Here is a 23,757-nt window from a genome sequence, read left to right as displayed (position 1 = left end):
CAGCCCGTGTGGCTGCCGTCAATTAAAGGACGGCCCAACCGCTGAAGGAAACGTCATGAAGACGATGAAAAACCAAGGAAGTAAATCGCTGAAGAAGTCGGGCAATCAATCGCCGCCGAGGCTCTAACCGCCGCTGGATGAAAGTTCAGTGGCAGGTCAGGCGTTCAGGCACTCGGCGCGGAACTTGCCGTTGAAACTCTCGATGTAGCTGTTGTCGGTCGGCTTGCCTGGTCGCGAGAAGTCGAGCACGATGCCCTTGTGATAGGCCCAGAAATCAAGGTCTCGGGGGATGAATTTGCCCACACGAATGGTGGCCAGATAACCGACCAGCCGGCATACTCGTTCCAGTGTCTGAAACCACAATCCTCGCCTTTGTAATTGAACCGTGCACCTACCGTCGGCGAGAAACGGAGAAAGGAAAACCGATCACTAATCGTCGTCTGAACAAATGAGGGTCGTCCAACGCGCCTAGTTTTGGCGTTCGATGTTCGTGCTGATCCCATTTCGAGCAACCGAATTAACATTGGACGGAGGATTGCCAGGACTACCCGTACCACAGGGGGTCCGGATTTCCCTGGAAAGGTACTGACCGCTGTTGCATGGCAGCATGTTGACATCGAGAAAATTGCTCGATTTCAGAGAATTCTGATAAGCTACAACTTCTTTCATGGACAACGGGGCCGAGAAGATCGTCGCTCCCTCAAAGCCCGGCAGTGCCTCGATTGGCTCGTTCATGGGCGAGCTCTGCCCGGGCACCGCGGCCGCACCGATAACCCATGGCCCAACAGAACCGAAGGTCACGGATTTCGGGCGGCCGGTTGGCGTACCAGAGCTGTAGGGCCAGTGCGGGAACCCGCTGTCGAGCACTGCCCCATCCCATCGGTAAGCCGTAAACACCAAAAGGTACGTATATGGCGCGAAGCGGTCAATGCGAAGTTTGCCGTCCGGAGTGAAGGTGTAGTAAATCCACTCTGTGCCTGAGAACGAGCCTGTTGGCCCAACGACGTTCATATCCCACGGCTTTTGCCACCACGCACTATCCGGCCTTCCGCTTTGAAGCAGGCTTTTTGCAAAAGACCACTTTTGACCATTGGGATTAGGCGAGGCGCCTAACGCGAATGACAGGTAGGCGCCGTTGGAAGTGGAACTGAGTAGCGACAGCGCGCTACCGCCATTAGGAACGGTATTATCTCGGGTCTTTTCCACCAAAAGGACTGTGAATCCTCTGTCGGGTCTGATCGAGGCGGGTTGACTGGTCTGGACTGATCCGTGAGGTGGAAAGTTGAAAGAAGTCTTATTGGTATAGAAGTCAAATGCCTGCCTCGTATTTTCAGGCACTGGATAATCCACTCCTGCCGCCGAGTCGTGTATGTAAACCTTTGGATATTGCCCGAAAATCGGCACGACTTTCGGTGTGAGGGTCTGAGATACTTTGCCGGATGCGCTTGTAAGACAACTGGCTTCATCGATGCATGATGCCGATTGGCCCGCGCCAGCAGCAAGACAACCCACGGCAGAAAACAGTAGGAAGATTCTTTTGCCATAATTCATTAAACAATCCTTTGTGGACGCGTTGGTCTTGCCTTAACGGCTGAGTTTGGTCGTGTTGCGGCGCCCCATCTGGCGCAGCATGTCGCCGATTACGTCGGGCAAATCGGTGGTGATAAGATTCGTACGATTGACGATCGCCATCTCCGGATCACCTCGATAATCGGGTACAATACCTCGTTGCGCGGTCGACTTAGGATCGGTGTTATGCTCGAAGCAGCATTTGCCAGCGCTGTTGGCAACGCCCTCCGGATAGTAGTTACTTTCATGATAGGTGGCGAAGCCCTGCTTCTGGTCGGTATAGTCGAAATAGTCCTGAAGGCCGTCACCTTTGTAGAATTGGTTCATCTCAAATTGAACGGAAAACGGCGCCACATTCCATTGATCGTAGATTGGATCCTCGTGCGGATCATAGCCGGAATCCTTCACGTTCGGGTCATCCGGGTTCTCGACAATAATTAACCCACCAATGAGGCCGGGGTCGTAGGTCGTCCTATTTAAGACCGTGCCGACATCCACCGCATCCTTCGCTTTGAGTTTGAATACGACGGCTTTGCTGAGTTGCGCATTTGCCTTGGTTGCAAGAATGTCAAGGCAATGTTGCATGAGCTCGATGGGATCGGTCGGGTCCTGATCATCGACCGCCGCCTTTATATCCACGATCATCACGTAGCCACGACCACCGTCGGAAACGTACTGGGAGAGTAGATCGAGCGCGGCAGAGAACGTCAGGAACTTAGCCTTGCGCCCGTGCGAATCCGTAAAAACGCGACCATGCCGGTCCCTTAGATCCGCCTTTGCTAATTGAGAGAAGTTTTGATTATATAGAAGACCGCTTCCAGTTGACTCACGCTCAATCCTGTAATCGTGAGATAGAACCACTTCCTTATCGGCAGTGAAGCGGACGTCGACTTCCACGCTCTCGATTTGCGAATTCCACGCGTCTTGCAAGGCGTAGGCTGAATTCTCTGGATAGATCTCCCAGGATCCGCGGTGCGCAGATAAGATGACCAGGTCATCGTCGGGTTCCGGCAGCTTAAACATGTTTTTCGTAATCGCACTTACAAGATATGGCGAAGGCTCTACCGGCAACAGAGCCGCTGCTTCGGCACTGGATGAAACACCGAAAGCAAAAAAAGAAGTCAATATGAGCGATGCTCGCAAATGCCACCGGCTGCAGAGGTGGCCAAAACGCCAGGAGCTAGAATGAAGAGTCGCTGATGCGGCTACGTTGTTGCTGACTTGCATAAAGATTGAAAACCTTTCGATGAGAATGTTGCATAACTGGCACGTTGTCCGTCTTTTTCCTGCGGCTTTGTGCAACAGCACAAGCGTCTCAGAAGTGGTTAAGCTGGTGGAAACGGAAGCACGGATGAATGCCATCGCAGCGACAAGAAACTGTTAGCCAGCGCCTAGGTTGCTGCTTGCTTTATGCTTGCTTTATGGTTGCGACAGCAACATCAAGATGGTCCATAAAGTCGGATCACATTAATGGGTCGCGATATCGCGCCCTCAATGCTGTGGCGTAGGGATTTTTCCGGCAAGTGAAGTCTCCGGCAGAACCTTCGTCATCAAATCTGCCGCGCCAAACGATGTTTGGACGTAGTCAATTGCCCGCCAGCCGCTCTTTTCGTAAAGGACGCGCGCGTCCTCTGTTACCAAGTAAAGGTCTTTGCAACCGAGACGCAATGCCTCCTGCTCCAGCCGCTCGATCAACAACGCGGCTATTCCTTTATTGCGGTGGAATGGATGGACATACAGCGACTTAAACCACGGGGATAGATTGGGCTTTCCGTCGAAGTCACGATCAGCTAACGTGATCATTCCTACTGGCACGGCGTTTTCAATGGCAACAAGTGTTAGCGGCATTGAACTGCTCGTCGCTGCTTCAAACTCACGTCGCGTTTGTTCATATGAGTCATACGATTGACAACCCCATTGTCCGAAGGCCCAGCTTGTGCAAACGGAGACGAAATTCGGAAATTCTTCTAGGTAATCGATCGTTACCGGAGTTTCAGCTGCCATTGGTTTCGCGGTCATAGTGTCTCCATGTCTATAGCGGTCCGAGCAAACAAGCGCGGATAGGTCAATGAGGAAGACCGTGCACTATCATGACGCTATCGCACCGACGTTGACCTGGACAGTGACGCCAGGGCTCAAGTGGTCGCCATCGCGCAATTGCTGATCACAAACCCGCCAGGATCTGTGGCAGTGTAGCCATGTCATTAAATAGTTCTATAGCACCTGCCTCTGCCAGTTTACCTCCATGCCCAGGCAGGCAATGGGAGCCACCCACGAAGCCAATCACCGTCATTCCGGCAGCCACCGCCGCCTGAGTACCAGCAACGCTATCTTCAATAACGAGACAACTGTCGGCCGGTGTCTTCATATTCTGTGCTGCAAACAGAAAGAGATCTGGAGCCGGCTTACCACGCGCAACTTGCGAAGCGCTGAAGACATGGGGCCAAAAAAAACTGTGTAGGTCAGTGACTATAAGTGCCAAGCAAAGCTTTGTAGTGTCACTGTTCGAGGCCACGCACTTCTTTAAATTGAGCGCTTGCAAGGTTTGCCGAACGCCGCTGGTCGCGCGCAGATCACGCGCATAACGATTTGCAATTTCGGCCATCACGCTTTCATGGTGATCCTCTGGTAGGCGGAAGCCTCGCTCGGATTCTATGACTGAATAACTCTGCTGGTCGGTCATTCCCACGAAGCGATCATTATACTCTTCAGCGGATATGATATAGCCGCGCTTCGCCAACGCTTCGATGTGCACTGCGGTTGCGATAAGCTCGCTGTCGACGAGAACCCCGTCGCAGTCGAAGATCAATAATTCCGGTTTTTTTAAGAAAGACATACAAGGAGCCTCGTCGTAGAAATGGCTTCGGGTTTGTCCCAGCGCAGCATTGGATTTCTCCCAGAAGGGAGTGCTTAAAGCTGTGGGGTAGACCATTGCGGCACTGGGGAATTGTCGCGACGCTTGGTGCTTAACCGGAAATTGCTCCAGCGGCGATCTCCGGCCCCTGCTTATGAAGAGCACTCCAAACCTTGTGAAAAGCATCTGCGTAAAGGTGCATCAACTCGCTACCGTTGGGCGGCGCGATCTCGGAGACGTAGAACATCGTATCCAATATTTTCATGGTGTTTGGAAAATCGGCGGCGTTCCAGTTGTTGCGAATTTCCGGCAGATATTCAAAAACGGGCTTCGTAAGCCAAACACAGATAGGCACACCTTCGGCCTGCAGCGATTTGACCACGAAATCCCTCGCAGCCGGACCTGGCGCAAAGCCAAGCGCCTCAGGTTCAATCCGCAAAGGAAAATTGAGCATTGAATGGTCGCAGTCTGACGGGTCGAAAAGCGGAAGTATACCCGCTAGGTCGCTGATCATTTCCCATAACAGATTGCTGTTGTCTCTTCGGATTTCGAGTTGCGCATCCATCTCTGTGACCCGCAGCTTCGCAATAGATGAAGAGAATACGTTGGGCCGGTAATTATACCCTTGAGAAAGAGGTGAAAATATTCGCGCTCCGCTCCGAGACGAACTTGACAGCGATACGCGATCAACATGTGCAATTAGGTCGGCGTCTTCCGTTATGACAAATCCCAGCTCGCCAGCCCCAAGGTGTTTAGCGCCGTTTCCGGAAAGAGCGAGTGCGTCTGCATCAAGATGAGAGCCGCCGACGATTGCTTTCGGGGCTGCGATCGACTGGCAGATGTCGTCGATCACTGCAATTCCTTGAGCGCGCGCAGCATGCCTTCCATCGGGGACGAGAACATTGTTCCCGAAAAGGTGGGTGATCAGAACCGCAGCGACGTCGGGGTTGAACCTTTCAGCGGCCGCCCGCTGATCAATCCCGGCTACGCTCATGTCGACGTCGACGAAGACCGGTTGGAGGCCGTTGATTGTAATTGGCCCTACCGCTCCCGGCCAATTCAGTGCCGCGGTAACAACTTGCTCTCCGCGCTCCTTGACGTAGTCGAGTTCGATGTGAATGGCCGCCGTTCCGCTGCCAACAGCGCGCACTTGCCACTTCCCAGTCCACCTCGCAAGATTTTGCTCCAAATCGCTGACAATTGGATGATTGACGCGGTGATATTTTCCACTATCCACAACTCCGCGAAGCGCATCCAAGTGCTTCTTCTCTGCCGCGGGCCAGGGTGTGACCCGTCCCCGAGGGATCACAGGTTTCCCACCGAAAATGGCGAGCCTCTCGACTGCGAAAGAACCTTGCGCGTTGCGCGTTTTGCGCTCTGGTGCACCAAATCCGTTCATTGCATTGTCCAATCATCGTTCATTGAAATGCTGATCAGCCCCCACAATCGCTAGCACCGTTTTCGGAGATGCAAAAGTTAAAAATGAGTATAAAAACAAGTATATACGAAGATATATTTAGATGGCATAATATAGAAAAGTACATACCGGATTCCGAACATGGTTGCGTAGAATGATTGGCTCAACCGTTAGAGCCGCTCCGCTTCGGCTCGTTACTTCGATATTTCAATTGTTTTTTAACGATTGCTCGGACATCTGAGGTCATTGAAGAAAGCCTTGTGAGGGATCCTTCATGGTTTTCCAGGGGCATAGGACGCGTTTAAAGGAACCCCAGATGGCTCTAACGCATAATCCGAGACCGTCCGAATGGGGAGCTCCCGTTAGCTGGTCGGTAGTGCTCACTGTTGCGGCTCGGTTGGATTCATAAACAGGATCGGATGAAATGGACTCGTTGATAAGAAGACTTCAAGCTTTCCGGCTTGGAGAGAATGAGAGCAGCCCTGAAGATAGCCATAAAAGCGAACGCGGTAAGGGCATTACGTTGGCTCAAAAACTAATCTCGACGGGAACTTTAGGGGCCGCAAATCGAGGACGATTGCTACAAGCCTTGTACGACATAGGAGCATCTAGCAGGGCGGATCTGGCCCGCGTTACCGGTGTGACTCGAGGAACTATCGGTGGGATTGTGCAGCCTTTACTCGATCAGGGGGTGCTCGCGGAAGGAGAGGTCATCCCTCCCAATGAAACAGGCGGCAAGCCGGCTACCAAATTGTGGTTTTCCAAGGACGCAAGGCCAATTTGCGCGGTGCTCCTGCTGCACGACCGAGTGAGTGCGTGTTTGGTCTCTTTGGAGGGGGAGGTCTATGCTCAAAATGCCGTATATTTCCCGAAGAACGTAGCAAATGCGGCCGACGCATTCCGTGTTATAAGCACCTGTATCGAAAAAGCCGTCGCATTTGGAAAGCCAATCTTGGGGATCGGTGTAGCCGTCGCAGGAATGATCAATACGGAGACTGGCACGATCGTGACCGTCGGGCTTGCGCCTTTCCTCGATGGATTTCCGCTCGAAACCGAATTGAACAGGCGTTTCGGAGTCACAGTCTGCGTCGATCAGGATACGAGGGCGTTACTCGTTGGGGATCGCTGGTTTGGACAAGGCCGCGGTCGGAGAAACTTCGCCTCGGTCTATATCGGAGAGACTTTGGGCGGAGCGCTTTACCTTGATGGACATCTCTATCGCGGACCCGCAGGTGCAGGTGGTGAAATCGGTCATACGACCGTAGACATCAAAGGTCGGATGTGCCAGTGCGGCAGACGCGGGTGCTGGGAAACGATCGCCAGCTCGAAGTGGTTAAGGACCGAAGCTAAGGTCAGGCGGTTGCCACGACCTCTCTCCCTGGATGTGAGCCGATTGTTGACGCTGGCCGACAAGGACGTGCCGGGCGCGAGAGATCTCATTCGCGACTACGCGTTCAATATCGCGGTTGGCCTGGCGAACCTCCAGCAGTTTATGGCGCCGAATTTCATTGTTATTCACGGGGACATCGTACGGGGGGGAGGCCCCATTCTTCGTCTGATTCAGGAAAGCTTCCACGATCTGGTATTCCATCGCCCAGGTGATGATATCGCCCTTGTCTTCGGAGATGGCGAATGCCTGGCTGCTCTACGCGGTGCCGCCAGTCTGCTTCTATCTGAATTGCTGAATTTCGTCATCTAACGGCCTCCGCATGCGATCCTCGGCTATGTATTGAGCGGCGCCAAAATGGAGCTGTCGAGCTATCTCGATGTTCCGACTGGGTGCGCACCCTTTCCCAGTATAAGTCGCGGTGGCGAAGACATTGACGCTGTCCCGGCGTTGGTCTGATCGGTTCGCTGCTCAGAGATCCCACTGCCGATGTCAAACTGAAACCGGGCGACGATCGACCGCAGCCGCTTTGCCTCTGCGGCAAGTGCAGTACTTGCAGCCGTGGACTCCTCCGCCAAGGCAGCATTTTGCTGCGTAACTTGATCCAGTTGATTGATGGTCCGATTGATCTCGGAAAGAGTTGCCGACTGCTCATTGGAAGCAACCGTGACTGCACCAAGCTGGGTGTTGATCAACACGATTTGTTCCTCGATTATCTTGAGCGTCTCACCGGTATCGCAAACCAGCGTGACGCCACTGCTGACCTCGTCAACGGAATTGAGGATCAGGTCCTTTATCTCCTTTGCTGCGTGCGCTGAGCGTTGAGCAAGCTCGCGCACCTCCTGCGCAACGACTGCAAAGCCCTTTCCGGCCTCGCCGGACCGTGCCGCTTCAACGCCTGCATTGAGGGCCAGGAGATTGGTCTGAAACGCGATTTCGTCGATCACGCCGACAATAGCCGATATCTGCGAGGAAGAATGTTCGATGCGCTGCATTGCTGCGACAGCGCTGGAAACGACTTTCCCGGAATGACGGGCGGATTTGTTCGCCTCGACCGCAACGTGTCGGGCTTCCGCCGTGCGCGTGCTAGAGCTGGCGATATTCTGGGTGATCTGATCCAGGGAGGCGGCAGTTTCCTCCAGAGAAGCGGCCTGATGCTCAGTCCGCCGGGACAGGTCCTGCGCGCTCAAAGCGATCTCCTGCGCGCCCTCATTTATCGATCCGGTAGTGTGCGACACGGCTCTCAGGCTTTCAGCGAGTTGAACAACAGCGGCATTGAAGTTTGCGCGCAATGGTTCGAAATCCTCAGCGAAACTGACGTCGAGCCTGAACACGAGGTTGCCGCCCGCAAGCTGCTTCAGACCCTCAGCCAGCCCGGCCGTGGCCTCCGCCATATCACGTGCCCGCTGGCGCTCGGTGTCGGCTATGCGGGTACGTTCGATCTCGCTTGCCCCACGACTGGCCTCTACATCCTTTTCGAGATCGCGTGTCCGCAACTCGTTGTCCTTAAAGATTTGCACTGCGCGGGCCATGGATCCGATCTCGTCACGGCGGATCGTTCCCTCAACAGACAACGTCAGATCGCCCTCGGCAATGACCTTCATCGTCGAAACCATCTGCTTGATAGGTTTGACCAACCAGGAGCGAATTGTGATGAAACCAAAGCATGAGACGGCGAGCAGTGCGGCAATAGCTGCTCCTAAACTCACTACTGACGTGTCACCGACAATGCGTAAAACATCAGCACGCTTTTGCTCCGCGTCTGAAGCGAGTTCTTCCGTCACGGACGTAAACCTCGGTGAAATGGCAGCGAAGGCGGGTTGACATAAAGTCAGATAGAGTTGCTGTACCATGGCAAGCTCGGCTTCACTGGTCGCGCCGCGGGCCACAGCGATCGCTGCACCACACGTGTCGGTCAGGACAGAGAATCCATCCGCCTTCAACTTCGGCAGTTCGCCCTGCTCGGGAACTGCCTGGACAGCCAGATCCATGAACCTGACGAAGTTCTCTCGCGCGTCATTCAGACCTGCTTCTGCCCGCGCCCTCGCTTCTTTCGACCGCGTTATCACCATGTCGCTGATGCTGGCACGCGCCGTTTCGAGACTTCTGTTTGACTGTGTCAATCGAAGCGCTGCAGATGCATCCCGGTCGAGAAGCCCTTGGTAACTATCGTTTACCGCAAGCATCTGGCGGCTCTGATAGAATGTCAGTCCCAGCGCCGTGACACCAAAAATGGCCATGATGACAAAGAACTTCCCGACAATGGAAACATGTTTCACAAGCCACTCCTCTAAGCTCTGTCACGGTGCATGAATGTTCAGGTTCTGCATTTCAAAATTCGGAATCCGAAGAAAAAAATGGCTGCCGCCGACCTCGTATTCGACGACAGCCAAGTTGCCTGGGAGGGCAGGAGAAAAGACTTGAATTCCTAGTGAGGCGATAATTTGCGGATGTTCTGTCAGTCTCGGATCGCAGTTCCGGTTACCGGATCGAACCAGTGCAATTTTTCCAGATCGACAGTGAGCGGCAAATGTTGGTTGGGACGCGGTGTGAGCGCCGGTGGGATCCGCGCGACAAGTCGGTTCTTACCTTTATTTGTAAAGTCTTCGGTATCTTCGGCATCGTTTACGTTGACCGGCGGTGACGCGATGTCGAAAAAGACGAAGGTGTCGGCTCCCAGCGCTTCGGCAACCGGGACCTGCTCGTTGAAGAGGGCTTCAGACGCGGGGCAAACCAGAAACATCTCCGGGCGAATTCCAACGATGACCTGCCGGCCTATATATTCCGAAAGTGCCGGCTTGGCGGCGACGGAGAAGGATATCTGCGTTCCAGTTACCGCAGCTTTGAGTGCCCCGGCTTCCGCAGTCAGCTCGACGCGCACAAAATTCATCGCGGGCGATCCGATGAAGCCCGCGACAAAGAGGTTGGCGGGCTTGTCGTAGAGCATTTGCGGGGTGTCGACCTGCTGAAGATTGCTCTCCTCTCCATTGAATACTGGCTTCAGCACAGCGACACGATCGCCCATGGTCATGGCTTCGACCTGGTCGTGGGTTACGTAGAGCGTCGTTACACCGAGCCGCTGGTTGAGCAGCTTCAGTTCGCCGCGCATCTGTACGCGGAGCTTGGCATCAAGGTTTGAAAGCGGCTCGTCCATCAGGAAGGCCATGGGATGGCGAACGATCGCCCGACCCATTGCCACACGTTGCCGCTGGCCACCCGACAACGCCCCTGGTTTGCGTTCGAGATAGCGGGTAAGGTCGAGCATTTCCGCCGCGTCACGCACCAGCTTATCGATCTTGTCCTTGGGCATTTTGCGCTGCTGCAGACCGAAGGCCATATTGTCGTAGACAGTCATATGGGGGTAAAGCGCGTAGTTCTGAAAAACCATCGCGATATCCCGGTCCTGGGGCTCAGTTTCGGTGACATTAGCGTCATCCATGAGCAATCGGCCGCTGTTGAGCGTTTCAAGACCCGCTGCTATCCGTAATAATGTCGACTTGCCACAACCGGACGGGCCGACCAACACGACGAATTCTCCGTTGGCGACCGAAAAACTTACATTCGCAACGGCAACGGTTCCGTCCGGAAAGGTCTTGCCGATCCCGTCGAAGGTCATGGACGCCATTTTTATTTACTCCCCGTATTTTCAAGCGAGGCAAGCCGCACTGTTCGTGCGGACATGCCCCGCGCTTTTGGTTCCGGCTCTAGGCGATGTTCACAGCCTTGCCGGTCGCGACGGATTCCTCGATGGCTGCGAGGGTCTTGGTGTTCGCCAGGCCGTCCTGTGCATCTGCCAGTAGCGGAGCGTCGCGCACGACGCTATCGACAAAGCGAGCGATGGATTCCAGGACAAAGCCGCCGATGCGCGTCGCGCCGGTTGGTGTTATGCCGATATAGTCATTGTATTTTAGTCCGCCGTCGACGATCTTTCGCAGGCCGCCATTGTGGGTGGGGTCCGCCTGGACCTGGCCCTTTTCACCGACAAACTCGATCTTGAAATCGACAAGCGAAGGATTGTCACGCGACAGGATCCAGCTGTTCTCCATGGTCACCACCGTGCCCTTGGAAAATTCAAGCACCGAGACATGGAAATCCTTTGTATCCACGCCGCCGGCCGACAGGGTCCCCGAGCGGGCGACGGAATAAACCCGTACGACCTCGTCCGCCAGGATGAAGCGCAGGACATCCACCAGATGACTGCCCAGGAACCAGAGTGCAGAAGACTTCGCGGCCCAGCTCAGCATTTCGAACGGAACGAATGTCGTATTCGAAAGACGCGCAGTGCCATGCTTTGCCAAGCCGATCTGACCGTCTTGAATCATGTCACGAACCTGGGCGAGGATGGGATTCACACGATTATGGAAATCAATCATCAGCTTGCCCTTGGACTTTGCGGCGGCCGCAGCAATTTCCTCGGCTTCGCGCACTGTCGTCGCAAGCGGTTTTTCGCTCAATACGTGTTTGTCGGCTTTCAGAGCGGCCAGAATGATCGGCGTGTGGGTAAAGTCAGGTGTCGCAACCGAGATGGCATCGATCTGATCGCTTGAGATCAGCTTCTGATAGTCGGTAAAGGCCTGCGTTGCGCGGTAGGTTTCCTTCATCTTCAGCGCCCTGCCCTCATCGAGGTCACAGACGCCGACCAGCTCGGTCTCCGGCAAGACATTAAAAGTATGGGCATGATTGCCGCCCCAAAGACCGGCGCCGATGACGCCCATTCGCAGTTTGTTCATTGCATTACTCCATTCATAAGGGAAAGCTCAGCCCTTCACCGAACCGAAGGTGAGGCCTCGAACGACGTATCGATCGAAAACAAGGAAGATGATCATCGGCGGTATCATCGCGAGCACCGCAGCGGCGGCGATGTAGTTCCACGTCACACCGCTTGTCGCGAAATATCCAAGTGTTCCGATCGGGAGGGTGGCGGTGGAGCGAGAACTCAGCACCAGCGGGAAAGCCGCGTTGTTCCATGCGAACACGAAGGCAAACATCGAGGTTACGATGATGCCGGGACGAACGATCGGTAGCGTGATCCGCAACATAATCGTGTACCATCGAGCGCCGTCGACCCGGGCAGCCTCCTCCAGTTCCACCGGCACCTCGTCGATGAAACTCTTCATCAACCAGACGGAAAACGGGATCGTCAGCGTTTGCAGAACGAGGACCATCGAGAAGTAGGAACCCTGGAGACCGATGCGCGTGATGAGGATGAAATAAGGGATCAGGAACGCGACTGGCGGGGCCATCAGCAAGCCGAGGTACCACAACATGATGTTTTTCTTGCCGCGCAGCTTGAAGCGGGACAACGCGTAGGCAGCAGGAACGGAAAAGGGCAGATTGAGTAACACGGCGCCGATTGCGACGATCAGGCTGTTGACCAGTTGCGGTGCGTTGGTGCCGGGATCGACGAGGATGTGCCGGAATGCGTCGAGATTAGGCTCGAAGGTAATTTGCGGCGGCATGGTGAAGGCCGTTTCGGCCGGGCGAACGGCAAGAGCGATAAACCACAGGATCGGCCCAACGAAGATTGCCAGGAAGAGGAGGCCGGCGGCGTAGGTGAGTGCCGTGTTGAAGCTTGTGCGACGACGGGACATTTTACCACTCCTCGTTTCTGAACGCGAAGAAGACGTAGAGGGCAACGATGACATTGACGATCAGCACTGTGATCCAGGTCATTGCGCTGACAAGGCCAATGTTGAAGTTGACGAGGCCCTGCTCGTAGAGCGAGTATCCAAGGGTGCGCGTGGAAGTACCCGGTCCGCCGCGAGTGAGCACAAGCACCGTGTCGAAGGTGTTGAAGATCTGCATGAAGCGAAGCATGACGATGATGATCGCGGTGCGCTTGATCAGCGGCAGCTTGATACGCATCAGGATTGTCCAGGCGGAAGCCCGATCCAGTCGCGCGGCCTCCAAGATTTCGTCAGGAACGGCTAAGAGGCTTGCGTAGAGGACGATTGCAAAGAACGGCGTCCATTGCCAGATGTCGACGAAGAGGATTGCCGCAAGTGCGGTTGAAGGCGAGCCAAGAATTCCCTCTGCCGGCACCGGTAGCCAAAGCGACTGCAACACCCAGCTCAACAGTCCACCGCCTGGATCATAGAGATAGCGGAACAAAAATCCGACGACGATAGGGGCAATCGTGGTGGGGAGGATCAGCAGGGCACGCACGACGTTCATGCCAGGCAGTACCTTGAGCAGGATGAGGGCGATCGCCAGGCCAAACGTGAACTCAAGTGTCGTGCCTAGGATCGACAGGATCAAGGTGTTGGTCAGTGCGGCGCGAAAGTCAAAGGCGTTAAAGGCCTGCACATAATTCTCGAAGCCAACGAACTGAAGCGGCTCCGGGCCGATTTGCAGGTTCCAGAAGTAGAAGCTCGATCGTAGGGCAAACAGTAAGGGGTAGGCGATCAGAGCGAGCAGCATCACGACCGAAGGCGCGATCAGCAAGTATGGCAGGTTTCGTCGGATAAAGCTCTTCCGGGCGGGCCTGAAGGCTCGCGGTGAGCGAACAGTTGTCGTGTGCATTGGCAGATCCAGTTCTTCTTCAAGTAGCTGCCGGCGCGATCGCTGTCGCGCCGGCCCGAGGAGAACTCTATTACCTCTTGGCGATCAGGGCTTTGGCCCCGTCAAGAGTGTCTGCGTAGCTGGCTTTTTGATAAGGGATCATGAGATTACCCTTCAGGATGCTCTCGAACAGGCTGTTGGCACGTTCAAGGCCGGTCTTCGGCTCTTCGCTACCGGTCAAAAGCTGGTTCAATGTGAGGCCCAGCACGCTTTCAATGGCCGTGTAACCAGGTACAGGCGGGCGTGTGACCTTGCCGTTGCCCTGCTTCATCATCGCATACTGCACATCGAGGTACGGATAGAGCGCTTTGACTTCCTCGTCTTCGTAGAGTGAAACGCGCGCAAAGTCGGAGAATTGGTAGTTAAGGTCCGGCCAAAGAGCCATTTTCTTCTGCGTGGTTTTCGAGGTCGCCCATTTGATGAAGGCGTAGCCTGCTTCTTGCCTTTCGGAACTGGATGGGATGCCAAGGCTCCATCCGCCGAGACTGACCGTCTGAGGCACGCCCTCAGCCTTTGGCAAGGCCGCCGTCGCGTACTTGTCCATCACGTCCGACTTCTTGCCGGTCATGTAGCCCGAGTTTTTGATCAGGTAGAAGTACGGCGTCCACCAGTAGAACATCCCGATGTCACCTTTTGCAAAACGGGTGCCGGCGTCGAACCAGACATAGTTGATCGCTTCAGGCGGAGACAGCTTGTAGAGCTGCCTATAGACTTCAACAGATTTGACCCAGGCGGGGCTTGTCAGCTGCGGAGAGAAATCCCACGGGTCGGCAGGGAATGATTTGAACCAGTTCGCACCGTGGCTTGCCGACACCTGCGTAAACATGTGGACGATCGGCGACGGTTGAGAGCCGCAGACCACCGTGGGAAACAACGGTTTGCCGCCAAATGACTTGCCTTCCATCGACTTCAGTGTGTCGACATATTTCGTCCAGGTCCAGTCTTCCGAGGTCTTGGTCGGCGGCGCTGCGATGCCGAGTTCGTCAAACACGTCCTTGCGGTACATGACGCCCTGTGCATAAGCGGCGACCGGCAAAGTGCCGATCTGGCCGCGCCACATATTCGAGGAGTAAAGGACCTCCGGGATGAAATCGGAGAGATCGAATTCACTGTCCTTGGCAATAAAATCGTTCAGCGAGATGATCCATCCATTGTCGATGTACTGCCCGAGCCACATCTGATCGACAACAATGACGTCGGCGTCTGAGGTTTTGGCGACAAAGGCAGACACGAGGCGCGATTGAAGGGCGTCATAGGAGAGACTCTCCAGTTCGACCTTGATGCCGGTTTCTTTCTCGTATTCCGGCACCAGCGCCTTCATCGAGAAAAAGAATGGGTCTTCAACGGACAGGACGCGAACCGTGTTCGCATCCTGCGCGGCCCCGCGCCGTGGAATGGCCAGTGATCCCGCGCCAGCCACAAGAGCTGCGACGGAAGCGCTTTTCAGCAGGTCACGTCGCGACATATTTCCGATATCGATTGTCATAAACAGCCTCCTCAGTTGCTTCGTATCCCAACCTCGGCCCCTTCAGCGGAGCCACCGGGCTTCCGCTTGTCGATCTGAGATTGCTACCCCTAATTTGCTTTTTGTAAGCAGTTAGTTTGTACCTCGCACAAACTTATGTTAGTGTCAACAAGTTGTCGCCAAAATTTTCGCCGAACCGCCCTTGTCATCGACATCCTGCTTGCATCACCGGAAGGGACCTTTGCTGTATGGCCGTTCGATAATGTACGGGCTAAAAGGATCCGGTAGATTGGAGAAGAGAAGTGAAGTTTGAGAGCCAGCCGTCCTATTCGTTGGGCCAGCGCACCCCTGCCACCAGAGAAGTCGCCGCCGGCGAGAACAGCGGCAACGTGACGCTTGTCTCCCAATCGGCACTCGGCGCCATAAACCGCGGTCGCGTACTTCAAGCTTTGTATGATAACGGACCCAAAAGCCGGGCGGATCTCGCTCGACTCGCGGGCGTCAACCGGACTACGATCACCGGTATTGTGCAGCCGATGATCGAAGACCAGCTTCTTATCGAGGGAGATGCGTCGCCTTCCGACGTCAAAGGCGGCAAGCCGGCTCGTCCGCTTTATTTTAACCCCGATGCACCGATGCTTGGCGCAGTCCTCCTTCTGCCCGGCACGATACAATCATGCCTCGTGGCCTTAACCGGCGAGATCAAGGCCGTTACGAAAGCTGAGTTTGATCCGCATGGCGACACAGAAGCATTCATCGCTGTCATGACCAAGACGCTTACTGCCACACTGTCTCAGGCCCAGCAGGCGCCGTTTGGCATTGGCGTGGCTTCTGCTGGAATGATCGACAGTGACAAAGGAACAATTCTTACCGTCAACCTTGCTCCCGTTCTAACGGGACTACCTCTTGTAGCGCTACTACAAGAACGCTTCTCTCTTCCCGTTGTTATCGATCATCACCCTCGTGCCTTGCTTGTTGGGGACAGATGGTTCGGGCCCGGCCGCGGCCAACAAAATTTTGCCGCGGTCTATACCGGCGAGGTGCTCGGCGGCGCCTTCTTCATCGACGGCAAGGTCTATCGTGGACTCGCCGGATCCGGCGGTGAGCTCGGGCACAGCGTGGTTCAGATCGACGGTGCCCTTTGTAATTGTGGAAAGCACGGTTGCTGGGAGACGGTAGCTGCCCTTCCGTGGCTACGAAAAGAAGCCGTCCGAATGGGCTTGCCACATCCCCGAAGCGTCACCTGTGCCAGACTGGTCAAGGAAACAGACGAAGGCTCGAATGCGGCAGAGGAACTTCTCGACCGTTATGCACGCAACGTGGCGTTCGGCATCGTCAACCTGCAGCAAACACTGTCCCTCAACTCCTACGTCCTTCACGGAGACGTCGCCGGAGGCGGAATGAAGGCTGCGGAGCTGATCAGACGGCATGTCGAGCAGCTAGTGGTAAAGAGACCTGGTCAGGAGATATCAATCACAGTGAATGGTATCGGCGAAGGCCATACGGCTCTGCGTGGCGCCGCGGGTCTGGTTTTATCCAGCCACCTAAAGCTAGTCATTTGAGGTTTTACAGGGAACCGACCTGTAAGGAAGGGAGGTTCCCGTCTGGGTCTGCCCGGTAGCTTCCCGAAGACACTCAGGCGCGCCGTCGAATTATCTAGGGTCGGGATTTGGGCTTGCGACCGTTAAGGTAGGGACTGCCATCGTCTGCGACGGCGGCTGAAAAGAGAGAGGCAAAGAACGGAATGCAGGCGGCCCCGATCGCGCCGGCGCGAGGGCCAAGTCGGGAGGCCTCGACTGCAGCAACCTCCAAGCCGCGCGACGGACCAAGGATTGGCTGACTGGAAATTGCACCCACCAGCTTGTCTGTCACGAGTTCTGGCAGCCGTCCCCCAAGGACAATCAGCGCGGGGTCGAACATCGCCGTTGCAACACGTACTGTCTCGCTGAGCTGCTTTCCGGCGCGTTCTACCCAGGCTCCTAAAGCCACTTCGGCGCTGTCTGGCAACCGCTCGAGATCGACGAAGTCGTGGATGGCGAAGCCGGCACCGTTGAGGGTGGCAAAAAGATCTTGGCCGGATGGGCGCGGCTGGTCGTACGGGTAGAGAACTCCGGGCAGGCAGGCGTTTCCATTGACACCGCGGTACGGTCGTCCGTCGATAACCGCCCCTCCCCCGACACCGTGTCCAATGTGAATGAAGAACATCGGATCAGGCTGCGGGATGCGTCCGCCGAACACATATTCTCCGAGCGCTGCAGCTGTTCCATCATTCTCGATGTAATAGGGCGCTTCGAAAGTCGCTTTAAAAGCTTGGTCCGCCTCACCATCATCGAAAGCCGGGAAGAAGCTATGGGCCTTGAGGATGTTCGACATCGTGCCGAAATTGCCGGGCACCGAGCAGCCGACCCCGAGAAGGCGATCCTTAGGCATACCAAGGTCGGCCAGCATCACCGCGATAGCCGCCTGCGCCGCGCCTGCCACCGACAAAGCCGTGCTGGTCTCGATGTCGACTGATCGGGAGGTAAGAATCTTTCCAGCTAGATCAACGATTGCTACCTCCATTCGGGAGACCGAGAATGTTATTCCCGCGGAAAGATACCGGTCAGCCCGCAAGCTCAGCAAGCGCCGAGGCTGGCCTTGGGCGCCGGTCCGCTCGACCACCTCGATCAGAAGTCCGATCTCAATTAAGCGACCTATCAGCCGAGTGACAGAAGCGCCTGTCATGCCGGACCGTTCGGCCAGGTCGACGCGCGCAATCTTCTTGCCCACGAAAATCAGTTCGACCAGTCGTCGTTCGTTCCGTGAAAGGTCCATTGGTTCCAAGAGTGCCTCAAATGGTTAGCAGCCAAAGAGCTATTGCAATATATATTAAATTACGCAATGTAATTAAACTGTCATAAAGCTTCATTAAGAACGCGCCAAGTCGGAGATGACCGGCCAATCTGAAACGAGAGGAACACCATGCATCAGATCAAACGCTTATTGACCCTGGCAGCCGTGCTGATCGCGGTGACCTCTCCGGCCTTGGCCAATAGTCTTGTCGTTTATTCCCCTCAGGGAGAAGAGAACGTTCAGTGGATAGTCGACCAGGCTAAAGCCGCCGGTCACGATGTGCAGGTTCTGCGCGCACCCGGAGGAGAACTTTTTGATCGGCTGGTCGCCGAGAAGAACAACCCCCAGGCCGATGTCGTACTCGGCATGGTCGACACGTCTATGGCTCTGCTCAAAAAGAACGGCCTGTTCCAGCCATACACACCAGCCTGGGCGGCGGACCTCCCTGCGCAATACAAGGACAAAGAAGGCATTGTCTACAAATTCTGGAGCACACCGGTCGTCATAGCCTATGATTCCGAAAAGCTTGCCGCTGAGCGGGCGCCGAAAAGTTGGCTGGACCTGACAAGGGGCGAATACAAAGGCAAATACGTCATCGGCAACACCGCCTGGCAGACGACAAGGGTCTATCTGGCCGGTATCTTGGCCCGGTTCCTCGACGACAAGGGCGAAGTCACTCAGGCTGGATGGGATTTTCTTGGCGCATTCTATGCGAACGCGATCGTTGTCGATGACGCCGATGCGCGCAAGGAAGCCTTCAAATCGGGCGGTGCGGTCATCAATCTGAACTGGTTCGGCGGCGTCATCAAGGATGCCAGGGAACTCGGCATGCAAGTCAAGGTCATTGACCCGGAAGGTGGCACGCCCGTCATCTCCGAAGGCGTGGCGATCATGGCCGGAACCGATCAGTTGGAGCAGGCAAAGGCATTCGTCGACTGGTTCGGCTCTGCCGATGTCATGGCCGGCTACGCCAAAAAGTTCGGTCAGGTTCCGGTGCTGCCGGCGGCGCTGGCTAAATCACCGCCAGAGGTGCAGGCGAATGCGGAACTAGTCAAGGCTCAGCCTATCGACTGGGATGCCGTCGCGCCCAAACTGGACGGCTGGTTGCAGAAGATCGAGCTTGAAATCCGGTGAGCATGTAGGACCGGGCGATGCAGATCGCCAGGCTTCACAGGAGTATGATCATGCCGACCCCGATCCTCATCATCGATAAACTGCATATTGGCTATGGCGATAAGGTAGTCATCCGCGACCTCTCGCTTGAAATTCACGAAGGCGAGTTCGTTGCTCTGCTCGGGGCTTCCGGCAGTGGGAAATCCAGCGTTCTAAGGACCCTCGCCGGCTTTCATTCGGCAATGAGCGGGCGGATTATCCTTGAAGGAAAAGATATCACCAACGAGCCTCCGGAGCGCCGCAATGTCGGCATGGTATTCCAGAACTATGCGCTGTTTCCAACGATGACGGCGTTCGAAAACATCGCCTTTGCTTTGCGTGTGGCGAAGATGCCGCAGAGCGAGATCGGCAGGCGCGTCGCCGAGATCGCCGAAACATCGGGGATTACGGAGCAACTGCACAAGAAGCCAGTGGCCATGTCAGGCGGGCAACAACAGCGAGTTGCGATTGCGCGCGCGCTCGTCGCGGGCTCCAAGGTGCTTTTGTTCGACGAACCATTGTCCAATCTCGACGCCAAGGTACGAGTGACGATGCGCCGCGAGATCAAGAGGCTCCAGCGGGAGTTTGGCTTCACGGCAGTCTTTGTTACGCATGATCAGGAAGATGCACTCACGATGTCCGACACGATCGTCGTGCTGGCGAACGGTGGCGTTGAACAGATCGGTGACGGGCGTACTCTTTACCGAAAACCCGCGACGCCGTTCATCTGCGAGTTCGTCGGCGCCGCCAACGAACTGCCTACGCCGCTTGCCAGGCAAATCCTGGGCGGCGACATTCGAGGGCGCATCTTTGTCCGCCACGAAGATGTGTTCGTCGGGAAGGCGGTAGAAGTCGGGTCGCGGGCGATCGTCCGCCACGTGGAATTCCTTGGCGCCCACAGCCGTATCGACCTGGATACCGGCGGTTATTTCATTTCGGCCGCCAGGATGGGGCACGAGTTACCCGAAATCGGTGAGACCGTGTCCTGGACGATCCGCCCGGGCTCGGCGCATATCTTCGAGGAAGCGGACAGATGAACCGCGCGGCTGCCGTCGAGCGCGTAGTCTATTGGATCGGGTTGGCGGCCCTGATCTGGATCGTCGTCACCTTCCTGATACTGCCGCTCGTCGCGTCCCTTCATGCGGCATTTTTCAAGCACGGCAGCCTGGTGGTCGGCCAGACCCTAAGCGAACTTTCACGATCACGAAGAGTGCGCGCTGCCCTTTGGAACACGGCTTGGATGACGTCAGCGACCATGGTCACGGTGACCATTGTCGGGATTTTCCAGGTCGTCGTCCTTGAATATTTTCACCTACGCGGTCGCGCGCTCTTGAAAATCGCCTATGCAACGCCGCTGGTCTTCGGCAGTGTCGTTGCGGCGGCGGGCTATAACTTCACCTATGGTCCCGGCGGTGCGGTGACACATCTGGTGAAGGCGATCGTTTCCAGCCTCCCGCAAGACTGGTTCATCGGCTGGTTTGGCGTGCTCTTCACGCATACCTTTCTGATGACCAACTTTTACTATCTTTTTCTGCGTGCTGCGATGCGCCGCGTCGACTACGCAACCATCGAAGCCGCGCGCAGTATGGGTGCCTCGGAATATACGATCCTGTGGCGTGTGGTACTGCCCGGAATCATGCCGACGCTCCTCGCTGTCACCCTTCTTACCCTTTACACCGCGATCAGCTCTTTCGCCGCCCCTCAGGTGCTGGGCGGTCGCGATTTCCACATGCTGAGCCAGATGGTGCTGACTCTGAACAGCCTGCGCCGTCCCGACATGGCCGCCTTACTGGCGCTTATGATGGGACTGTGTCTCATGGCGCTTATCCTGCTGTCTCAATATTACGAAGCGCGCGGCTCCTATGTCGGCGGCGCGAAAGCGACTGCGCCCATCCAGCTACGCAAAATTTGCAGCCCGATCGGCAATACAGTGCTACATTTTTTTGCCTATCTTCTTGTGGCTATTTATGCGGTGCCGATCGCTCTTGTCGTACTCTTCTCCTTCGCCCCGGCCGCGAGCATCGGCATCGAAGTGATCCCATCCAGCCTGACCCTGAAGAACTATGCCCGCGTCTTTACCGAAGGCACCGCCTTTCTTCCGTTCTTCAACTCCATAGTGATGAGCCTTGTCGCGGTATCGGCGGCGCTGGTCGTTACGCTGTTTGCTGTCCCGGTTATTCTTGGCCGGCGCAGTTGGCTGACACGCCTTCTAGACATCACTTTCTTCCTGCCATGGGTAGTTCCTAGTGTTCTGCTCGCTGTCGGGCTGATCGTCACCTTTGACACGCCAAACCCGCTCGTTGGAAACGCAGTCCTCCTCGGCGGCTACTGGCTCCTGCCGATTGGCTACGCCATCGTCGCCTTGCCGCTTATGGTGAGGTTCCTGCGGGCAGCCTTCGTAGGAATCGATCCGGCCTATAACGAGGCGGCCCGCTCGATGGGCGCCACTGGTCTTTATCGCTATCGCCGCATCATTCTGCCGATAGTGGCGCCGACTGTAATCCTCGTCGCCGGGATGGCCTTTAACGATCTCCTGTCGGAATACCCCCTGTCGGCGTTTCTATACAACGTCAACAACAAACCGCTGTCGATTGCAATCGTAGACAGCTCGCTGTCTGTCGATCCTGAGCAGGCCGCGCTCAACCTTGTCTATGTCACTCTGATCATGGCGTTTTCACTGGCGATCATTCTGTTGGCCGAGCGCATCGGCCTTGGCAAAGGTCCAGAAACCACAACATTGTAGAACCGGAGACTGATCCATTGGATACCTGCATCACCGTCTGGCATTGGCCGCACCAGGAGCGTTGGTACGACGAAGGCATTCGCAACTCGCTCACCCTCATCAAGGAAGCTGGCTTCACACACATCAACTGGAATCCCGACTCCGGCAGTTCGTACTGGCTAGGCGACGCCGAGATCGAGTTTACAAGCAGGATCGTGGCCGATGCTGGGCTGAAAGTGCACTCGGTTCATGGCAGCAATGGCCGCAATCCTATCACCGAGATCGGCCACAAAAACCCTGGCCCTTTCGCGATGGAGACGCGCAAGGACTTCCTGTCGCCGCATGAATGGCAGCGCCGCAGCGGAGTCGAGCTGTTGCGTAACCGTGTCGACCTGGCGGCCGCGTTCCAGTCCCCCAATATTGTTCTGCACATCGATATCAACGACAACGTCTTCGGCAGCGAAGCCGCCGAACGAGCTTTCTTCGACCCCCTTTTCCAGTCTCTCGACGAGATCAGGCCTTACTGCGTCGAAAAGAGCATCCAGATTGCCGCGGAAACTCTTCTATGCGCCAACGCTCAGAATTTCCTCAACCTCTATGATCGACTGTTCGCCCGATACGGCAAGGAGTTCATCGGCGTCTGCTTCGATTGTGGCCACTGGGAACTGATCGAGCCAGGCAAGCTCAGCGTGCTTGAGCGTTTCGCGGATCGCCTCATCGCTACTCACATTCACGACAATTTCGGAGCAATGGATAACCATCTCTTGCCATTCGATGGACGATTAGATTGGCACACGATCACCTCGGCGATCGCCGCAACTCCTTATCAGACTCCGCTCAACTTCGAGACGCCAATGGACCGGTATGGGATTCCAGAATCCGCCTACTATCGCCGCGCTCACAGTGTTGCTGTTAGGCTCGAGGAGATGGTCGCCGAGGCGCGCGCGAGGCAAAGCGCATGATGGCGAATACTCTTACCCTCGACACTTCTCGGTAGCCGCGTTGACGCCTGAACAGTTCCAGGCCCGGATGGATGGACAGTCTAGACCAAAGAATCTGTCGGCTTCGTCGGTGTCATCGATCAATCGGCAGAGATCCTCGCCGGCGACTGCTGGCTAGCGACGTTTCAGGCCACTTGCCTCAAGAGCCGTCTGCTGCGGCGGGAGTTTCTTCAACATGTCCCACTGAATCATAAACCCCCAGCCAAGGCCAGGGGTTTTGTCAGCACTCTGAATGCGGGGAATTTCCCGCCGCTTCCATGTTATCTTGGATAAGCCGGCTTACGCCATGGCCTTCTGCAGGTTCTGGTCGATCTTGTCGAGGAAGGCAGTGGTCGAGAGCCACGGCTGGTCGTGGCCGATCAGCCGCGCCAGGTCCTTGGTCATGAAACCGGATTCGACAGTGTCGACGCAGACCTTTTCCAGCGTTGCGGCGAAGCGGGCGAGCTCGGCATTGTCGTCGAGCTTGGCGCGATGCGCCAGGCCACGCGTCCAGGCGAAGATCGAGGCGATCGAGTTCGTCGAGGTTTCCTGGCCCTTCTGGTGCTGGCGGTAGTGGCGCGTCACCGTGCCGTGGGCAGCTTCGGCTTCCACCGTCTTGCCGTCGGGCGTGAGCAGTACCGAGGTCATCAGGCCGAGAGAGCCGAAGCCCTGGGCGACCGTATCGGACTGGACGTCGCCGTCATAGTTCTTGCAGGCCCAGACGTAGCCGCCAGACCATTTAAGCGCCGATGCGACCATGTCGTCGATCAGGCGGTGTTCGTAGGTGATGCCGGCTTCCTTGAACTGATCCTTGAATT

General features: G+C 55.9%; 19 protein-coding genes and 1 pseudogene. 6 read left to right on the top strand and 14 right to left on the bottom strand.

What is annotated here, in order from left to right:
* Nucleotides 1-159: 159 nt before the first annotated feature.
* From OS035_RS33665 to OS035_RS32265, 6 genes and pseudogenes are all read right to left on the bottom strand, one after another.
* Nucleotides 160-294 (bottom strand): annotated as a pseudogene (locus OS035_RS33665) (integrase core domain-containing protein); the annotation flags it as partial.
* A gap of 174 nt (nt 295-468) precedes the next feature.
* A complete protein-coding gene (locus OS035_RS32285) occupies nt 469-1,551 on the bottom strand; it encodes a hypothetical protein (protein WP_130714386.1) in 1,083 nt (360 codons plus the stop codon).
* Between the two features lie 33 nt (nt 1,552-1,584).
* The gene (locus OS035_RS32280) at nt 1,585-2,931 is read right to left on the bottom strand and encodes a glycerophosphodiester phosphodiesterase family protein (RefSeq protein ID WP_331815273.1); all 1,347 of its coding nucleotides are present in this window, start codon (nt 2,929-2,931) and stop codon (nt 1,585-1,587) included.
* Nucleotides 2,932-3,060: 129 nt separating this feature from the next.
* Nucleotides 3,061-3,588, bottom strand: coding sequence for a GNAT family N-acetyltransferase (locus OS035_RS32275; RefSeq protein WP_331815270.1), 528 nt, complete (start codon nt 3,586-3,588; stop codon nt 3,061-3,063).
* Between the two features lie 145 nt (nt 3,589-3,733).
* Nucleotides 3,734-4,405 carry an HAD family hydrolase gene (locus OS035_RS32270; RefSeq protein WP_331815279.1) on the bottom strand — a complete coding sequence of 224 codons (672 nt, stop codon included), beginning with the start codon at nt 4,403-4,405 and terminating at the stop codon, nt 3,734-3,736.
* Nucleotides 4,406-4,535: 130 nt separating this feature from the next.
* Nucleotides 4,536-5,822, bottom strand: a complete 1,287-nt coding sequence (locus OS035_RS32265; RefSeq protein ID WP_331815267.1) for a DegT/DnrJ/EryC1/StrS family aminotransferase — start codon at nt 5,820-5,822, stop codon at nt 4,536-4,538.
* A gap of 442 nt (nt 5,823-6,264) precedes the next feature.
* On the opposite strand from OS035_RS32265, the gene OS035_RS32260 reads away from it, so the two are divergent.
* Nucleotides 6,265-7,539 (top strand): ROK family protein, encoded by a 1,275-nt coding sequence (locus OS035_RS32260; RefSeq protein ID WP_130714342.1) that lies wholly within the window; start codon nt 6,265-6,267, stop codon nt 7,537-7,539.
* A 59-nt stretch (nt 7,540-7,598) separates the two neighbouring features.
* Here OS035_RS32260 and OS035_RS32255 read toward each other — a convergent pair whose 3' ends face one another.
* From OS035_RS32255 to OS035_RS32230, 6 genes are all read right to left on the bottom strand, one after another.
* Nucleotides 7,599-9,506: a methyl-accepting chemotaxis protein gene (locus tag OS035_RS32255; protein ID WP_331815262.1), complete on the bottom strand. Its 1,908-nt coding sequence runs from the start codon at nt 9,504-9,506 to the stop codon at nt 7,599-7,601.
* 179 nt (nt 9,507-9,685) lie between these two features.
* Nucleotides 9,686-10,852, bottom strand: coding sequence for an ABC transporter ATP-binding protein (locus tag OS035_RS32250; protein ID WP_128408573.1), 1,167 nt, complete (start codon nt 10,850-10,852; stop codon nt 9,686-9,688).
* A gap of 79 nt (nt 10,853-10,931) precedes the next feature.
* On the bottom strand, nt 10,932-11,957 hold the full coding sequence (locus OS035_RS32245) for a Gfo/Idh/MocA family protein (protein WP_130714344.1): 1,026 nt from the start codon (nt 11,955-11,957) through the stop codon (nt 10,932-10,934).
* 27 nt (nt 11,958-11,984) lie between these two features.
* Nucleotides 11,985-12,818 carry a carbohydrate ABC transporter permease gene (locus OS035_RS32240; RefSeq protein ID WP_064682883.1) on the bottom strand — a complete coding sequence of 278 codons (834 nt, stop codon included), beginning with the start codon at nt 12,816-12,818 and terminating at the stop codon, nt 11,985-11,987.
* A gap of 1 nt (nt 12,819) precedes the next feature.
* Complete coding sequence (locus tag OS035_RS32235; protein ID WP_128408575.1) at nt 12,820-13,749, bottom strand: carbohydrate ABC transporter permease; 930 nt, start codon at nt 13,747-13,749, stop codon at nt 12,820-12,822.
* A gap of 70 nt (nt 13,750-13,819) precedes the next feature.
* Nucleotides 13,820-15,274, bottom strand: a complete 1,455-nt coding sequence (locus OS035_RS32230) for an ABC transporter substrate-binding protein (protein WP_130714345.1) — start codon at nt 15,272-15,274, stop codon at nt 13,820-13,822.
* 281 nt (nt 15,275-15,555) lie between these two features.
* Between OS035_RS32230 and OS035_RS32225 the strand changes: the two genes are divergently transcribed.
* Complete coding sequence (locus OS035_RS32225; RefSeq protein WP_130714346.1) at nt 15,556-16,815, top strand: ROK family transcriptional regulator; 1,260 nt, start codon at nt 15,556-15,558, stop codon at nt 16,813-16,815.
* Nucleotides 16,816-16,909: 94 nt separating this feature from the next.
* Here the strand turns inward: OS035_RS32225 and OS035_RS32220 are convergent, their stop codons facing one another.
* Nucleotides 16,910-18,067 carry an ROK family transcriptional regulator gene (locus OS035_RS32220; protein ID WP_331815276.1) on the bottom strand — a complete coding sequence of 386 codons (1,158 nt, stop codon included), beginning with the start codon at nt 18,065-18,067 and terminating at the stop codon, nt 16,910-16,912.
* Nucleotides 18,068-18,214: 147 nt separating this feature from the next.
* Between OS035_RS32220 and OS035_RS32215 the strand changes: the two genes are divergently transcribed.
* From OS035_RS32215 to OS035_RS32200, 4 genes are read left to right on the top strand one after another with little or no spacing between them, the layout of a single operon-like run.
* Nucleotides 18,215-19,219, top strand: coding sequence for an extracellular solute-binding protein (locus OS035_RS32215; RefSeq protein WP_130714347.1), 1,005 nt, complete (start codon nt 18,215-18,217; stop codon nt 19,217-19,219).
* 50 nt (nt 19,220-19,269) lie between these two features.
* The gene (locus OS035_RS32210; RefSeq protein WP_065276673.1) at nt 19,270-20,274 is read left to right on the top strand and encodes an ABC transporter ATP-binding protein; all 1,005 of its coding nucleotides are present in this window, start codon (nt 19,270-19,272) and stop codon (nt 20,272-20,274) included.
* Nucleotides 20,271-21,980 carry an ABC transporter permease gene (locus tag OS035_RS32205; RefSeq protein WP_331815255.1) on the top strand — a complete coding sequence of 570 codons (1,710 nt, stop codon included), beginning with the start codon at nt 20,271-20,273 and terminating at the stop codon, nt 21,978-21,980. Before OS035_RS32210 ends, OS035_RS32205 begins: the two co-directional genes overlap by 4 nt.
* Nucleotides 21,981-21,997: 17 nt before the next feature.
* Nucleotides 21,998-22,921 carry a sugar phosphate isomerase/epimerase family protein gene (locus tag OS035_RS32200; protein ID WP_130714349.1) on the top strand — a complete coding sequence of 308 codons (924 nt, stop codon included), beginning with the start codon at nt 21,998-22,000 and terminating at the stop codon, nt 22,919-22,921.
* A gap of 318 nt (nt 22,922-23,239) precedes the next feature.
* Here the strand turns inward: OS035_RS32200 and OS035_RS32195 are convergent.
* Nucleotides 23,240-23,757 (bottom strand): isocitrate/isopropylmalate family dehydrogenase (locus OS035_RS32195; RefSeq protein ID WP_331815251.1); only part of this gene is annotated, 518 nt, incomplete at its 5' end.

It is taken from the genome of Rhizobium sp. 268, assembly GCF_036571585.1.
Taxonomy (GTDB): domain Bacteria; phylum Pseudomonadota; class Alphaproteobacteria; order Rhizobiales; family Rhizobiaceae; genus Rhizobium; species Rhizobium redzepovicii.
Note: the sequence above shows the minus strand (reverse complement) of the source record. Positions and strands in the feature narration are given on the sequence as shown.

Bases quoted from the DNA above. Each gene is read 5' to 3' on its own strand.
- OS035_RS32265 (WP_331815267.1), bottom strand. From the start codon at position 5,822: ATGAACGGATTTGGTGCACCAGAGCGCAAAACGCGCAACGCGCAAGGT.
- OS035_RS32270 (WP_331815279.1), bottom strand. From the start codon at position 4,405: ATGTCTTTCTTAAAAAAACCGGAATTATTGATCTTCGACTGCGACGGG.
- OS035_RS32235 (WP_128408575.1), bottom strand. From the start codon at position 13,749: ATGCACACGACAACTGTTCGCTCACCGCGAGCCTTCAGGCCCGCCCGG.
- OS035_RS32210 (WP_065276673.1), top strand. From the start codon at position 19,270: ATGCCGACCCCGATCCTCATCATCGATAAACTGCATATTGGCTATGGC.
- OS035_RS32215 (WP_130714347.1), top strand. From the start codon at position 18,215: ATGCATCAGATCAAACGCTTATTGACCCTGGCAGCCGTGCTGATCGCG.
- OS035_RS32240 (WP_064682883.1), bottom strand. From the start codon at position 12,818: ATGTCCCGTCGTCGCACAAGCTTCAACACGGCACTCACCTACGCCGCC.
- OS035_RS32205 (WP_331815255.1), top strand. From the start codon at position 20,271: ATGAACCGCGCGGCTGCCGTCGAGCGCGTAGTCTATTGGATCGGGTTG.
- OS035_RS32280 (WP_331815273.1), bottom strand. From the start codon at position 2,931: ATGGCATTCATCCGTGCTTCCGTTTCCACCAGCTTAACCACTTCTGAG.
- OS035_RS32245 (WP_130714344.1), bottom strand. From the start codon at position 11,957: ATGAACAAACTGCGAATGGGCGTCATCGGCGCCGGTCTTTGGGGCGGC.
- OS035_RS32275 (WP_331815270.1), bottom strand. From the start codon at position 3,588: ATGACCGCGAAACCAATGGCAGCTGAAACTCCGGTAACGATCGATTAC.
- OS035_RS32250 (WP_128408573.1), bottom strand. From the start codon at position 10,852: ATGGCGTCCATGACCTTCGACGGGATCGGCAAGACCTTTCCGGACGGA.
- OS035_RS32260 (WP_130714342.1), top strand. From the start codon at position 6,265: ATGGACTCGTTGATAAGAAGACTTCAAGCTTTCCGGCTTGGAGAGAAT.
- OS035_RS32285 (WP_130714386.1), bottom strand. From the start codon at position 1,551: ATGAATTATGGCAAAAGAATCTTCCTACTGTTTTCTGCCGTGGGTTGT.
- OS035_RS32230 (WP_130714345.1), bottom strand. From the start codon at position 15,274: ATGACAATCGATATCGGAAATATGTCGCGACGTGACCTGCTGAAAAGC.
- OS035_RS32220 (WP_331815276.1), bottom strand. From the start codon at position 18,067: ATGGACCTTTCACGGAACGAACGACGACTGGTCGAACTGATTTTCGTG.